The 14,471-nt window shown below is 53.2% G+C and carries 11 protein-coding genes; 7 read left to right on the forward strand and 4 right to left on the reverse strand.

What is annotated here, in order from left to right:
* Positions 1–28: 28 nt before the first annotated feature.
* Genes Pla100_RS24615 through Pla100_RS24625 form a run of 3 tightly spaced genes read right to left on the reverse strand, consistent with a single transcriptional unit; the run spans position 29 to position 3,409 of the window.
* A complete protein-coding gene (locus Pla100_RS24615; RefSeq protein ID WP_231603527.1) occupies positions 29–1,177 on the reverse strand; it encodes a kappa-carrageenase in 1,149 nt (382 codons plus the stop codon).
* Positions 1,167–2,867 carry a LamG-like jellyroll fold domain-containing protein gene (locus Pla100_RS24620; RefSeq protein ID WP_231603529.1) on the reverse strand — a complete coding sequence of 567 codons (1,701 nt, stop codon included), beginning with the start codon at positions 2,865–2,867 and terminating at the stop codon, positions 1,167–1,169. The genes Pla100_RS24615 and Pla100_RS24620 overlap by 11 nt, the downstream gene beginning before the upstream one ends.
* Positions 2,864–3,409, reverse strand: coding sequence for a sigma-70 family RNA polymerase sigma factor (locus Pla100_RS24625; RefSeq protein ID WP_146581143.1), 546 nt, complete (start codon positions 3,407–3,409; stop codon positions 2,864–2,866). Before Pla100_RS24625 ends, Pla100_RS24620 begins: the two co-directional genes overlap by 4 nt.
* Positions 3,410–3,564: 155 nt before the next feature.
* Here Pla100_RS24625 and Pla100_RS24630 point away from each other — a divergent pair, with 155 nt between their 5' ends.
* On the forward strand, positions 3,565–5,079 hold the full coding sequence (locus Pla100_RS24630) for a sulfatase-like hydrolase/transferase (RefSeq protein ID WP_146581145.1): 1,515 nt from the start codon (positions 3,565–3,567) through the stop codon (positions 5,077–5,079).
* 28 nt (positions 5,080–5,107) lie between these two features.
* Here the strand turns inward: Pla100_RS24630 and Pla100_RS24635 are convergent, their stop codons facing one another.
* On the reverse strand, positions 5,108–5,860 hold the full coding sequence (locus Pla100_RS24635; protein ID WP_315853495.1) for an AraC family transcriptional regulator: 753 nt from the start codon (positions 5,858–5,860) through the stop codon (positions 5,108–5,110).
* 220 nt (positions 5,861–6,080) lie between these two features.
* Here Pla100_RS24635 and Pla100_RS24640 point away from each other — a divergent pair, with 220 nt between their 5' ends.
* The 6 genes from Pla100_RS24640 (at position 6,081) to Pla100_RS24665 (ending at position 14,125) form a co-directional block, all read left to right on the forward strand.
* A complete protein-coding gene (locus Pla100_RS24640) occupies positions 6,081–7,328 on the forward strand; it encodes a tagaturonate epimerase family protein (protein WP_146581149.1) in 1,248 nt (415 codons plus the stop codon).
* 9 nt (positions 7,329–7,337) lie between these two features.
* Positions 7,338–8,285 (forward strand): aldo/keto reductase, encoded by a 948-nt coding sequence (locus Pla100_RS24645; RefSeq protein ID WP_146581151.1) that lies wholly within the window; start codon positions 7,338–7,340, stop codon positions 8,283–8,285.
* Positions 8,286–8,287: 2 nt separating this feature from the next.
* The gene (locus Pla100_RS24650; RefSeq protein ID WP_146581153.1) at positions 8,288–9,316 is read left to right on the forward strand and encodes a zinc-binding alcohol dehydrogenase family protein; all 1,029 of its coding nucleotides are present in this window, start codon (positions 8,288–8,290) and stop codon (positions 9,314–9,316) included.
* Complete coding sequence (locus Pla100_RS24655; protein WP_146581155.1) at positions 9,316–10,860, forward strand: MFS transporter; 1,545 nt, start codon at positions 9,316–9,318, stop codon at positions 10,858–10,860. The genes Pla100_RS24650 and Pla100_RS24655 overlap by 1 nt, the downstream gene beginning before the upstream one ends.
* Positions 10,861–10,937: 77 nt before the next feature.
* Positions 10,938–12,458: a sulfatase family protein gene (locus Pla100_RS24660; protein ID WP_146581157.1), complete on the forward strand. Its 1,521-nt coding sequence runs from the start codon at positions 10,938–10,940 to the stop codon at positions 12,456–12,458.
* Complete coding sequence (locus Pla100_RS24665) at positions 12,458–14,125, forward strand: DUF5060 domain-containing protein (protein WP_146581159.1); 1,668 nt, start codon at positions 12,458–12,460, stop codon at positions 14,123–14,125. Before Pla100_RS24660 ends, Pla100_RS24665 begins: the two co-directional genes overlap by 1 nt.
* The last annotated feature ends 346 nt before the right edge of the window (positions 14,126–14,471 follow it).

The raw sequence follows: 14,471 nt of genomic DNA on the forward strand, positions 1-14,471 counted from the left end.
TGTTGGAGGCTTAAACACTGATCGCGATTTAGTTCTTCTTGGCGAACCAATTCTTTCGCTCAAGTCCAGAGGCAATGCCGTCTTGGTTCTTGTCAATCTCTATAAAGTTGGACTCCACCTTGGCTTGATTCCATGCCCAACCATTCGCATCCCACTTCGCTTTTTCTTTTTCGAGATATTCGGCCTTCGTCCAATCCACATTGCCAGCCGTCATAGATTTCGGCGATGCCGCCAAACGCCAAACCCGCACGTAGTCGACGGCCATGTGAGTCGGGAAGCCGTCTGTCGTTGTCTTGTCGCTGACGGGAGCCATCTCGCCATCTTTGTAGGTGACGAACGGAAAGCGAAGGCCCATCGAAAGCGTGATGTGCATCGGCAGGTGCCAATAGAGGTTGGGTTTGCGGCCGACTTCTTCGCCGTCGATGTACCAGATGATTTCCTCAGGTGTATTTTTCACTGCATAGACGTGATAGTCCTCTCGCGGATCCCACGGTGAATCGAAATGGGTTTTGCAGAGTTCCGGTTCATTGTTTGGTCGACTCCAAACCCGCTTGCCGTCTTTCATCAGGACGGTGTGCAGATTGCAGTCGATATGGGTTACGGGAAAGTGCTCTTTTTTCTCGAAGTCGTATTCGCTCTGTTGCAACTCAACGACGTCGATTTCTGAGTAAGCCACGATCTCGCCATCGCTAGCTTTGTAGCGATTTTCAGGACCGATACTGTAGAGCCAAAAAGAAGGGCAAGCACCGGGATACCGCGAACAACCTTTGATGCGGGCTTCAAAGTAACCATACGTGATCGTCTTGTCGTTTCGAGCCATACCCGAACTGTAGTGAAGTTGTTGTCCGCGGCGTTGATGGTCTTCAGCAACCATCTGCAAATGCAATGAGCCGCTTTTTTGAGACACATTGCGGGGCTCCCAACTCCATGGCCCAAAGTCTTTTGTGTCGATGTTCCATTTATCGAGATCAACGGTGTCGCCATTGAACTCATCAGATTGTCCGTCGACAAAGCTCCACTTCGAAGTGCTGACGTCCGCGACATCGCCAAACGGCTGCGGCTGATCAGCAGAACCAACGACTGGAACGAAAAGACAAACGCAAAAGACAGCTCGTAAAATCAACTGCGGTGGATGCGTACGTGGCACTCCCGCAATCAGCAATGGTTCAGTATCCAAGTGGTTTTCCCTGCTCGTAAAGGTTGTGAATTTCATCTTGCTCGAGAGCGGCGTTGTAGATCGTCATTTCGTCGATCGTTCCGTTCAAATTGCGAACGGAGAACCACGGGGTTTTACGGAAAGGCTGCCCCCAGTTGCCGATTTCGGCGGGACCAATCTTCAAGTTTTCGATGGTGAACTTGTCATTAATCGGTTCGTTGCTCACGAGTTCGCCGTTGACGTACTGCGTCACTCGATGCCCCGCTGGATCGTAAACCGCGACAAGGTGGAACCAACGACCGCTCTTTGAAATATCCCAGACCGGCGGCGTGTAGTAGACCTTCGCCAAGCCAGCGGCCTTGACCAAACTGCCATCCCGCTCGCTGAAATGATGCATCTCTTGCGTGTCGTCGATCATGACCGAAAACATCAACGAACCGTCATCGCGAATCTGCCAATGCAATTCGCCGGTCTCGTAGCCATCGCTCATGAATAGAGCGTTGTAGACATGATCAAGACTATCGATGCGAACCCATGTGGAGAAAGTGAATGCTTTGAACTCGCCGTCGATTCTGGTTCGAGCACGTGCGCCAATCCGGTCGAATTCCAAACCCGTTGATGGCTGGCCGAATCGACCGGTCGACCGCTGAACCGGGCCCACCAACGTCGCCTCTTTCCCAACGCCGCTCAGCGCGGCATTGGGTACCGTTCGTCCAGGTGGCATGTCGGCGATTTTGTAGTAAGCGATCAATCGCTTGTCTCGTTGATGCTTTTGCGAGAATGCTTGCCACTTGGAAAAGCGTTCCGCCTCGGCGTCTTCGCGCCGACTCTCCAAGTCAGCAAAACCGCTGATCTTGTCGCCGCCGGAAGCTGCCCGCTGCTGGCCCAGCCACTGGTGTTGACCAGTTGTCAGATGAACGCCGTCATGCACTCCGCCTCTAAGCGCGACCTCGCCATCAATGACTTCGACCCGCGAACTCTCTGCTCCGACATCAAGCGCGAACTCAGTACCTAAGTCGATGATTTCAGCTTCACTGGTTTGCACGATGAATCCGCGTGCGGCCGGTGGTACGTTGGCACGAAGACGTCCTGACGCGACCTTCACGGACCAGTCGGATTGAACATCCAGCACGGCCGGACCTTCGATTGTTAAAGTGGCTCCGCAAAAAAAGTCGATTTCGGCGATCCCGGATTCGATTTGCAATTTACCGCCTGGTAAGACATCGCCATCACGGTAGGACTTGGCGCCAGTCGTCCACTGCAACGCGACTGAGTGCCGAAGCATGGCATGGCCGGCAATCGTTTGTTCCACTTGCCTACCAACCACAGCAGCTTCGCTATTGCGATCTTTGCCTCGGTCATTGCCAACGATGTAGCCTGCCAATCCGACGGTCATGAGTAATGAGGCAGCGATTGCGAGCAACATCACCATGCGCTTCAGCGACGGGCCAAACCAGGTTTCTGGACGATGACTAGGTCCATCGCTGACGCTTCGACTTACGAACTCGTCATCCAGCGACTCTGCGTACACTTCACCGGGGTAGATCGAACACAATGCTTCATGGTTGTCGAGTAACTCGTGATAGCGATTGACCGCGTCGGGAGACTCTTGAAGACGTTGATTCAGTGCGACCCTCTGTTCTCCGGATAGATGACCATCCAGCATCGCAGAGACGAGCGGGTCGATCGAATCGTTTGGTTGCGTATTCATACCGATCCCTCCACTTCTAATCTCGTTCGCACGCAGTCGCTCAACTGACGGCGGATTCGAGACAGTCGCATCCCAACTGCGTCGACTGATTTGGCTAGCGTTTTCGCGATTTCGACAATCGGTTCGCCGTCTCGATAGCGCCGATGGATCAGTGTGCGATCTTGCTCCTTCAGTCGCTCCAGACACTGCCTGAGCAATGGGATTCGTTCATCGACCGACTGGACTTCTTCGTCCACGGATCGATCCAGCAACTGATCAGCCTGATCGGTGAAAACCAATCGCCCAGCTCCTTCGGATTTCCGCCAGGCCATGACCTGGAATTTCGCGATCGTGAACGCCCAAGCCGCGAAACTCGAACCACGCTCGAATTCGTCCGCCTTTCGACAGAGCACCAAGTTGGTCCGCTGAAGGACCTCGAGCGTCTGTTCGCGGTCGGCCAAGCGTTTGAGAATGAATCCGTACAATCGCGGCTGGATACTCGCCATTTCAACGGCGAGATCTTCTTCAGGATTCAACGACGAAGGTGGATCGGAGTGGCTCATTGAATAGTGAATAGTCACCGGAGGGCTAATCTAACGCAAAAACAAAAAAAATCTTTTTGAAAGCTCGTTAGGTAGACGCGACGAGTCCTATTTACCTAAACAGCGTCAAACCGGCTACTTCCCGTGCGCCCAATCCCCACGAAATAGACAATCGCATGAATCAACCGACTCGGCTCGCCGTCGTCTTCTGTTGCCTGGCGTCGTTCATTCCACAGCTAAACGCGGCTGATCACGCCGTGCGGTCGAATATTCTGCTGATCGTGTGCGATGACCTTGGCTACGCCGATGTCGGTTTCAACGCGAAGCAGTTTGGCGTAGAAACGGACGCCGTCACTCCAAACATCGACAGGCTCGCCAAAGCAGGAACGATCTTTAAGCAGGCGTATGTGGCCCATCCATTTTGTGGGCCGAGCAGAATGGGCTTAATGGCGGGACGGATGCCACATGGTTTCGGTGGCCAAAAGAATCTGCCCGATGTCGCCAAGAATCTGGAGGACTATAACCAAAAGGGTATCCCCGAAAGCGAGACGTTGTTCAGCAACGTCCTGCAAAGCTCCGGCTACCGAACTGCCTGTATCGGCAAGTGGCATCTGGGCGACGCGCAGCCCTTTCAGCCAAACTCGCGCGGGTTTGATCACTTCTTCGGCTTCCTCGGGGGCGGACACCTCTACTATCCGTCGGTGTCTGATCAAGTCGAACCGAAGATCAACGATTACCAGTTTCTGCTGCGGCGTAACGGCGAAGAAGTCCGGTCTCCCGAGGGAGCTTACCTCACCGACATGCTTTCCGACGAAGCGGTGTCGTTCATCACGCAGCCGTCCAATGATCCGTTCTTCTTGTACTTGGCATACAACGCTCCGCATTCACCGTTGCAAGGCAAGACAGAAGATTTGCAGCATTTGTATCCTGACCACAAGCCCGCCAATCCAGCGAACGGCATTGATTTTCGTGACTACGAAAAGCGGCAAAACTACGTCGCCATGATGTACGCTGTCGATCGCGGAATCGGCGAAATCACGAGGGCCCTGCAAGACCCAAACCGAGATGGCAATGAAGAGGATTCGATTCTCAAGAACACACTGATTGTGTTCCTGAGTGATAACGGCGGCAAGATCCTGCAAGCTGGAAACAATGCACCACTGAGCGACGACAAGGGCTCGACTCATGAAGGAGGCATCCGCGTGCCCATGTTCATGCACTGGCCGGGAAACGTCGCCGCGGACAGCGCCTTCGATCATCCGGTGCTTGCACTGGATCTCTATCCGACCCTCGTGGGACTTGCTGACGCGACGATCCCAGCCGACAAAGTGCTCGATGGAAAAGACATTTGGGACAATGTTCAATCAGGAACGAACCCACATGCCGGTCAAATCATGCATTGGTTACGTCATCACGGAGCAGGCAATGAAGTCGCGATCCGCAAAGATGAGCTCAAAGCGTACCGAAAAATGGGCGGGAAGTGGCAGATTCACAATGTCGTCGCGGACGAGGGTGAGGCCACTGACCTTGTCGACCAGAACCCTGATCTGCTGAGTGAACTGGTTGCCGCAGGGGCAGCATGGTCCGAGACGTTGCAGGATCCTCAATGGCACGACACCGCCGCCGGCATGAAGAATTGGATCGACAATCACATGCCAATGTATGAATCGACCTTCCAGACGCGTCGCTAGACTACGGTTCTCTGCCGCCAGGCAGCTATTACCGCCCTATCGAATTTCGACTGAGTGAACTTGGCGGAACACCATACACTCGTTTGAAGGCGCGAGAAAACTGGAATGCATCCGCGTAGTCAAGTCGTTCTGCCACAGCACGTACTTTCAAACCCTGTTCGAGTAAGAGCTCGGCCGCGTAGTTCATTCTTAGACGCAATAGAAATCGGTAGGCTCCCGAACCGGCGAATCGCTTGAAGAGACGCGAGAGGTAGATCGGCGAGATCCCTATTTCTGTTGCGACGTCTTCTGCCGTCTTGAATTCCAGGAATCGATCTTCCATCAGTTTTCGGACCGACTCAAAGGTGTGAAATGCTTCAGTGAAATCGCCACGATTCGACGAAAGCTTGCGTTGCCCAATCTTCTGCAGCAAAACCCTCACCAGTGACTCACAGATCTCTTCGGAGGAATCACTGGCGTCCCTAGCCTCCCGATCAATCAAATTCCATAACTCGACAAGCTCATAGGGCCGTGCAACGGAAATGGGACGTTGCTCCAGCAATCCCAAATGCTTGAGCGTTTCGCATGCCTCGGACCCTGCCAGGTCGAGGTAATACTTCCGCATATTGCTTGGGGAGATGTTGCGAATTCGATGAGAGATTCCGGGTCCGTAGGCGAAGAGCGTGCCCGTCGATAGCTCGTGGTCTTTGCCTCCCATCGTCAGCATCCCTTTGCCTTCGCTGACCCATTCGATGGCGTAATAGGGAAAGTCTTTTCGCTCCACCAAATAGTCTGCATCCATTCGTTCGACCCCTCCGCAAACGACTGTCAGCGGTCTCGTCTCGGACGGATGAAGGTTCAGGTAGAACCGTCTCGCCTCATGCGTTTGGTGAGAAACAAAATCAGGCTCAGAGTTCATCGGCAGTGGTTTAGAATTGACATGCTTGTGTCGAAATCGGCTATGGAACAATCATTCGCAAAGGTCAGAATGGTACCAAATCATTAACCAAACGTGGACTTTTATGAATCTCGAAAAACTGACATTTGGCGTGGGGGACCGTTTTGCCCACCAGGCGAAGGCGCAATTACGCGCATTCCAGCAGGCCGCACTTCTGGGAATTGACGTGACGCCGGTCTGGAACAAATCTAATCGTGAGCACGGTTTTGTGGGATCCCAGCCACCCAGCGTGAAGGCTGCGGCGGAAAAGGCCGTCAAGGATTTGGGTTGGACTGGTGCCTGGCACGTCGACGCGGATCACATCAATCTTTCCACGGTCGGACCGTTCCTGGATTGCAGTGACTTCTTCACGATCGACGTCGCCGATTTTATCGGTGATGCGGTGGCTGACAGCGACATCAACGCGTTTGTCGACGGCCACGGAGAATTGATCGGTGAGCTTCAATTGCCTGGAATGGAGTCCAGCCACAACGTCGATCGCGATTTTGTCACTCGCGTGGCGAGGCAGTATCTGGGGGCTTGCAAGGCGGCCGGCGAAATCTACCGGCACATCGCCGATATCAAAGGCGAGAACAACTTCATCGCCGAAGTCTCTATGGACGAAACGGACTCACCGCAAACGCCGCCCGAGTTGTTGGTGATCCTGGCTGCGCTGGCGGATGAAAAGATTCAACTGCAAACGATCGCACCGAAGTTCACCGGTCGATTCAACAAGGGTGTCGACTATGTCGGTGACGTCGATCAATTTCGCCGAGAGTTCCATGAAGATCTGGCGGTGATTGCCGAAGCAATCCAGCGATATGGCTTGCCCAGCAACTTGAAGCTCAGTGTTCACAGCGGAAGCGATAAGTTTAGTATCTATCCGGCCATCCGCGAAGCGATTCAGACCAAAGGTGTCGGCGTTCACTTGAAGACTGCGGGGACGACGTGGCTCGAAGAATTGATCGGCCTTGCCGAAGCCGGTGGTGATGGACTGGAACTCACCAAAGAGATATACGCGTATTCGCTTGATCACATCGACGAATTGTGCACGCCGTATGCAAGTGTGATCGACATTCAACGCGATGACCTTCCGCCCGCCGCCGAAGTCGCGACCTGGGATGGCGAGAAGTTGGCCGGAACCATCCGCCATATCCCCGATGATCCTCGATTCAATGCCAACGTTCGCCAATTGCTTCACGTCGCCTTCAAGGTCGCCGCCAAACAAGGATCGCGTTACCTCGACCTGCTCAACGCCAACGAGGCGATCGTTGGCGAGCAAGTCACTCGCAACTTACTCGACCGACACATGAAGCCGCTCTTTCTCGGCTAGGAGAAACCAATGACCATCGCAACTTTACCTACGCGCCAACTGGGCAACACCGGCATCGAACTGCCGATCCTCAGTTTCGGTGCTTCATCGCTCGGTGCCGAATTTCGCAACGTCGAAATGGACGAAATCTTTGCCAGCGTGCGCGCGGCGCTCGAGTGCGGGATGAACTTGATCGACACGTCTCCTTATTACGGTCGCGGCATGTCGGAAGTCTTGCTGGGTGTTGCCCTCAAGGACGTTCCTCGTGACGACTACATGCTGTGTACCAAATTGGGACGCTACGACGTTGAGCACTTTGATTTTTCGGCCAAACGCGTTGCCGAGAGTATCGACGTCAGCCTGCATCGTCTGCGAACCGATCACTTGGACATCGTGCTATGCCACGATATTGAGTTCGTGCCGCTAAAACAAATTATCGAAGAAACTATTCCAGCCGTCAGGAAGGCTCAGGAGGCAGGCAAGGTCCGTTGTGTTGGGATTAGCGGCTACCCGATGAAGATGTTCAACACGGTTGCATCGCAAACGGACCTCGACTGCATCATGTCGTACAACCAATACACGCTTCAAAACACGCGTCTGGTTGACGACGTTGTTCCAAACCTCAAGCCCAAAGGCGTTGGCGTGATGAACGCAGGTCCGTTCGCGGCCAGGTTGCTGACGAATGCGGAACTTCCCAGTTGGCATAAGGATTCGGCGGAGGTGCAGCAGACGGCTCGCATGGCGGCACAACTTTGCGAACGACGCGGCGTCGACATCGCCAAATTGGCAATTCAATTCTCTTGCAGTCATCCAGACTTGGCCACGACGGTAGCCGGCAGTGCCAATCCCAACAACATCCGCAAATGGGCTCAGTGGATTAACGAGCCGATCGACGAAGAACTGCTTGCCGATGTTTTGCAAATCCTTCAACCCGTTCACAACATCAGCCATGCCGAAGGGCTGCCGGAGAATAACTGACGATGAAAGCTCTGCAGATCAGTGATGTCAAAACGTGGAAGCGGATTGACATTCCGGAAGTTGGCAAGCCCGCCGCTGGCGAGGCCCGTGTTCGCGTTCATCGGATGGGAGTCTGTGGGACCGATGTCGGATGTTATCTGGGCAAGTTCCCGTTTTTCGCGTTCCCACGAATTCCCGGACACGAACTTGGTGTCGAAGTTTTGGAAGTTGGCGACGGTGTCAACAACATTCGCGTGGGCGATCGCTGCTGTGTCGAACCCTACATCAACTGCGGCAAATGTGATTCCTGCGTTCGCGGACTGACCAATTGCTGCGAACACAATCAGACATTCGGTGTGATGTGTGACGGCGGCCTGACCGAACAAGTGATTCTGCCAGCCAACAAGCTGCATCCAACCGGCTCCCTGACCTATGACCAGGCGGCGCTCGTGGAGACGCTCGCGATCGGTTGTCACGCCGTCGATCGAGGCGCAGCCCAGCCAGGTCAGAACGTATTGATTCTTGGCGCGGGGCCCATCGGGCTATCTGCGTTGGAATTCGCGCGGCTCGCTCAGTCCAACGTGATCGTCGCGGATGTCAACGCTCAGCGATTGGAATTCGTTGCCGACTCCATGGGCTTTAGCCAAACGATCCTTCTCAAGGGTGACGATTCGGATATGGAAGCTATTCGCAAGTTCGGCAATGGCCGGCTTGCCGACGTCATTGTTGATGCGACGGGGAACCACCACAGCATGACGAGGGCGTTCGAGTTTGCCGCCTTTGGCGGTCGAGTCGTCTATGTCGGAATCACTCAGAACGACTTGCAATTCGCGCACGCACCGGTTTTTCATCGGCGTGAGCTGACACTGCTCGCGAGCCGAAACGCTTTGTCTGGTGATTTCACGCGAATCATTTCCCTCATCAGTGAAGGCAAGATCAACACCGACCCTTGGATGACACATCGTGCATCCTTCGACGATGTCATCGGCGTCTTCGATCAATGGATTGCACCTGGTTCAGGCGTCATCAAAGCCATCATCGAGGTGACCTAATGTCCGAAGCGAACGCCATGTCTAGCGAAGCTCCATCATCTGGAGACGTGGGATCCGATTCGAATGCAAAGCCTGCGGTCGTACCCAAGGAATACTTGATTCCGTTTGCACTGACGACGACCTGCTTCGCACTTTGGGGATTCGCCAATGACTTTACCAATCCGTTGGTCAAAGTTTATGAGAACGTATTCATCATTACGACGTCGCAGGCGTCCTGGCTGCAATTCGCGTTCTATACAGGCTACTTTTGCATGGCTTTGCCGGCCGCTCTGTTCATCCGTCGGTTTTCCTACAAAGCCGCGATTATGATCGGCTTTGCGTTCTATGCTGCGGGAGCACTCCTGGCCGTTCCAGCAGCATCATCCGCATCGTTCGGTCTGTTCCTGTTAGGTTCTTACATACTGACCTATGGATTGGCGTTTCTGGAAACTGCCTGCAACCCGTATATCCTCGCGATGGGGCCACAAAAAACCGCGACACAGCGATTGAATCTGGCCCAGGCGTTCAATCCGATCGGATCACTGATCGGAATGAGCGTTGCCACACTGGTTCTGGCACCTCAACTGCAAACCGGCGAGTTTCGCACGCGACTGGGGCAACAGAATGAATCGGTGGTCAAGCATTTGATCGTCGATCCCAATGCAGCGCCCGATGCAACAAAACAATTGCCGGATGGTGCCACCGTCAAGGTCTACTCTCAACTTCCGGACTTCAGCAACGAAGTGGGCGCACTCGATGGAGCGATGCCCAATGCACTGAAAGGATTTCGCGCAAACGATCCCAAAGGTTTTGCCGTGATGCAGCGAGCCGACTTGGACAACCACTACTCTCCGTACCTGCAGCGTTTCGCCGCCTATTACTACAATGTAACCAAGAAGTCAGGCGGTCCACTCGGGGTCATCAACTACAAATGGAAGGCGTTCCCTGAAAATGCGGCGGTCCTTGATCTAGAGCGATCGAAGATGGATTCGATCCGGCGACCATTCTGGCAGACCGACACCGCGATCAGCAGCAGTTCTTGGGGCTACACCCAAAATCAAAAGTACAAGACCGCTGGCCGTTTGGTGGATGATCTTGTCGACATCGTTTCCAAGAACGGATGCTTGCTGCTAAATGTCGGCCCTCGTGCTGACGGCACCATTCCGGATCAAGACCGCGAGATCCTGCTGAGCATTGGCAAGTGGCTCAAGATCAACGGAGAAGCAATCTACGAAAGCATACCGTGGACGACATTTGGTGAAGGCCCGACCGGAACAACTACCGGTCACTTGGCAGAATCGAAAGACCAACCCTTTACGGCCGATGACATCCGCTTCACCGCTAAAAGCGATTCACTCTTTGTCATCGCATTAGATTGGCCTGAATCGAATCGCTTGACCATTAAGACCTTGAGTGACTCAAACACAGACTTGAAAACGATCGAGTCGATCAAATTGCTCGGCAGTGACAACGCCATAAGCTGGAAGCGTGACGCCAACGGGCTGCACGTAAACCTTCCCGAAGGCAAACCCTGCGATTTCGCCTACGTGCTTCAGGTGCGTTGACCCCTTCACACTAATGGGAATTCCAGCTCCCAAATATCTTTCACAAGATCACGCAAAACCTCATCGCGAGTTTATCTATGATTCGATCTTTCATCATCTGTTGCATTTGTTTGAGTGCAGTCCTTCCGCGATGCTCTGCGGCCGAGAGCCCAAATATCGTCGTCATCATGGCGGACGACCTTGGACTTGGTGATGTCAGCTATCATGTTCGCACGATCCAGAAACGTACGCCCATCGTTGAGACTCCGACGCTCGACGCGCTTGCCGCAAAATCACTTTGGTTCACCGATGGTCACTCGGCAACCGCCTTGTGTGCGCCGACGCGATACGCGGTCATGAGCGGCAACTGTAACTACCGGTCCTATGCACCTTGGGGCGTCTGGAGCACTTTTGGTGAGTCCGCTTTCGTGAAGGGGCACGCCACTCTTGGTACCGTAGTCCGCGATGCCGGCTATCAGACGGGCTTCGTCGGCAAGTGGCATCTTGGTGGCGATTTTCTGATTCCTGGTACCGACAAGATCTATCGCGGCAACAAGGAAGGCGACTTAACCGGCCAAGTCGACATGACTCGGATGGTCTCGGGCGACCCAAAAGATTGCGGATTCGACTATGACTTCACAACGCCGTGTGGAATACAAGGCCCGAACTATTTGCTGTACGAGAACCAGGTTTGGAGTCCATTGGCCGAAGATTCAAAGATCGTTTTTCTTAACAAGGAAAACGCAATCGACCCGATGAGCATCAGCGACAAAGGGCCGGGCTTGGGCGATTCCAACTGGGACACTCGCGAAATGGGCAAACTGTTATCGGCCAAAGCCGCAGACTTTATCACAAAGGCTGCTGACGGCGAAAAGCCCTTCTTCTTGTACTACTGCTCACCGATGGTGCATTTGCCTCACTTGCCTCCCGTCGAGTTTGATGAAAAAAAGATCAAGGGTGAAACTCCGACGCGTCACCTGGACATGATCCTGGATTTGGACATGCAAGTGAAACGCATCGTTGACGCCATTGAAGCAGCGGACAAGTTGGATAATACGTTGATTATTGTCACCTCCGACAACGGCGGACTGAGCGATGGAGCAGCCAGCAAGCACGGGCATTTCTCCAACGGTGGTTGGAATGGGAATAAGAACTCACCGCTGGAAGGCGGACATCGTGTTCCGTTCTTTGCGGTTTGGCCCGGTCGGATTACGCCTGGCATCACCAACGAGTTAGCCGTCAATCAGGACCTTGTCGCGACGCTCGCCGCTTTGGTGGGAACAAAGATTCCTGAGAATCAGGCAATGGACTCTCTTGACTTGTTGCCACTGTTGACCGGCAAAAAAGGTTTTCAGCGTCGGGAGTATCTGCTGATGCAAGCGGGAAGCAAGCACGAAGTGATGTTCCGCAAAGATGGCTGGAAACTGATCATGCAAAGCGACAACAAGCTATCGAAGTTCGAACCGATCGGGCTTTTCAACTTGGTTGAAAACCCAACCGAAGATCCGGCTGGAAATAAAGTTGATGATCCTGCTCAAACGCATCGGGTTGATCAGATGCGACACGAGTACTTGCGAATCCGCAACAGCGGGCAGCGAACAACACCGGAGATGATGTGATGATTCAAAACGTATCCTTTGCAGTTCATTGCCCAAAACACCTGAGGGAAGTTGCTTTGCTTTTCGCGATTGCTTGCCTCCTTTCTACGTGCAATCTTCACGGCATCGTCGCAGCGGAAGAAACCACCACCAAGCCGGAATCGGGGCAGCCAAAAATCTGGTTGGATGGTGAGCGCAATTTGCGATTCAACGTTCAGGAAATGCCAGCCCACCCTTTTGACATTGAGTTCTTAGCGACTTTCCAAAACGAAGATGGCGTCTCGAAGATCGTTCCAGGCTTTTACGATGGCGACAAACAGTTTTGCGTTCGCTTCGCTTTGCCGACAAGTGGGAAGTGGCGTTATACAACCAAATCCTCGGCGACTGTTTTGGACGGAGTCAAAGGCGAGATAACGATCCAACCTGCTCGGGAAATTGAAAAGGGAGGCATCGTTGTTGATCCGAAGTCTTCTCGACGTTTCGTCTACGAGAACGGTGATGCCTATTACCCGATCGCCTTCGAGTGCGATTGGTTGTTTGCATTGGATGCGAATAACGAATCGGACATTCCTCGAACAAGAAAATTTGTTGACGCGCTGGCCGAGAATGGATTCAACCAAATTGTGATGAACGTGTTTGCCTATGACGTCACTTGGAAGAAAGACGACAAACTGGATCCAAAGTACGACTACGGCAGTCCCACGGCCTTTCCTTTTGCGGGCAATAATGACAAGCCAGACTTTTCGAGTTTGAATGTCGAGTACTTTAAGCGACTGGATCGAGTGATCGAGTACTTGCATCACAAAGGCATCGTCGCTCACCTGATGATCTACGTTTGGAACAAGCGTGTTGCGTGGCCTGAGGCGAACTCCGAAGCCGACAATCGCTATTTCGATTACGTCGTTCATCGCTACCAAGCCTATCCGAACATCGTTTGGGATATCTCGAAAGAAGCGTTGGGGTACGGACACACCGACGTGCACTACATCACTGATCGCATTGAAAGACTGCGAGAGAAAGACGTCTACGATCGCCTCATTACCGTCCACGACTACGGCTACTGCAAACGGTTTCCTGAAAAGGTGGACTTCGTATCGGTTCAGCTTTGGAAGTCAGATCTGAATAGCGTGATGCGGAATGTCTGTAACGATATTCCTGGGCGGCCGATCTTGAACATCGAACATGGTGGATACGAACGTGGCCCATACGAGGTCTTCAATGGCAATTACACCTCGCCGGAGGTTTGCCTTGAGCGTGCGTACCAATGTGTGTTTGCGGGGACGTATCCGACTCACTATTGGCAAGGCGCGGCCTGGAATGTGATCTTTCCGGATATCCAAGCGATGCCGCCCAAGGACCGTCCAAAGTTTCAGTACTACAAGCATATGCGAGAGTTTGTCGATCGTTACAAGCTGGATCAGTTGACGGTGAGTGACCAAAAAAGTAATGCTGGATTCTGCCTTCACGATGAAAGCGGTCAGTTCATCTACTATGTGCCGAGAGAGTGCGAGTATTTCGGACTACGACTGTCAAAGGAGCACCAAGGTCAAACGATGACGATTACTTGGTTTGATCCGTTGACCGGCGAGTATAGCAAGCCGGAGCAGCAGACGATCCCGCAATGGCCAGCTGTAAAGAAACCCGACGGCGTTCAATTTCGACTTCTGGTCGTCGAAATTGGAAAATAGTTCCACCCTTAACTGTAGCGTAAGTCGTCAAGACTTTCGGCGAATCTCAGAACATCAAAACTCTTAGCGAATTCCTTGGCTGCTCTAAAATCAAAAGGCAACAAATCATGAAAATTTATCACCATATGACGCAACTAGCCCTCAATCAAGCGACTGCTGACTGAGGTTTTGGCTGAATTTTGGCGTTCATTACAGGCGGACCGGGGGCTCGGCTTGGTGTTGGTTCGTGATCGAATTGGCATGGCGGTGGTCTTTCGTGGCTGGGTGGTTGCGGCGGTACTGAAGCATCCAGACTTCAGCTTCAACGTGCGTTGTGCAGTCAACTTCGCAGCGGCATCGAGACGTG

The sequence above is a fragment of the Neorhodopirellula pilleata genome (genome assembly GCF_007859915.1).
Lineage (GTDB): Bacteria > Planctomycetota > Planctomycetia > Pirellulales > Pirellulaceae > Rhodopirellula > Rhodopirellula pilleata.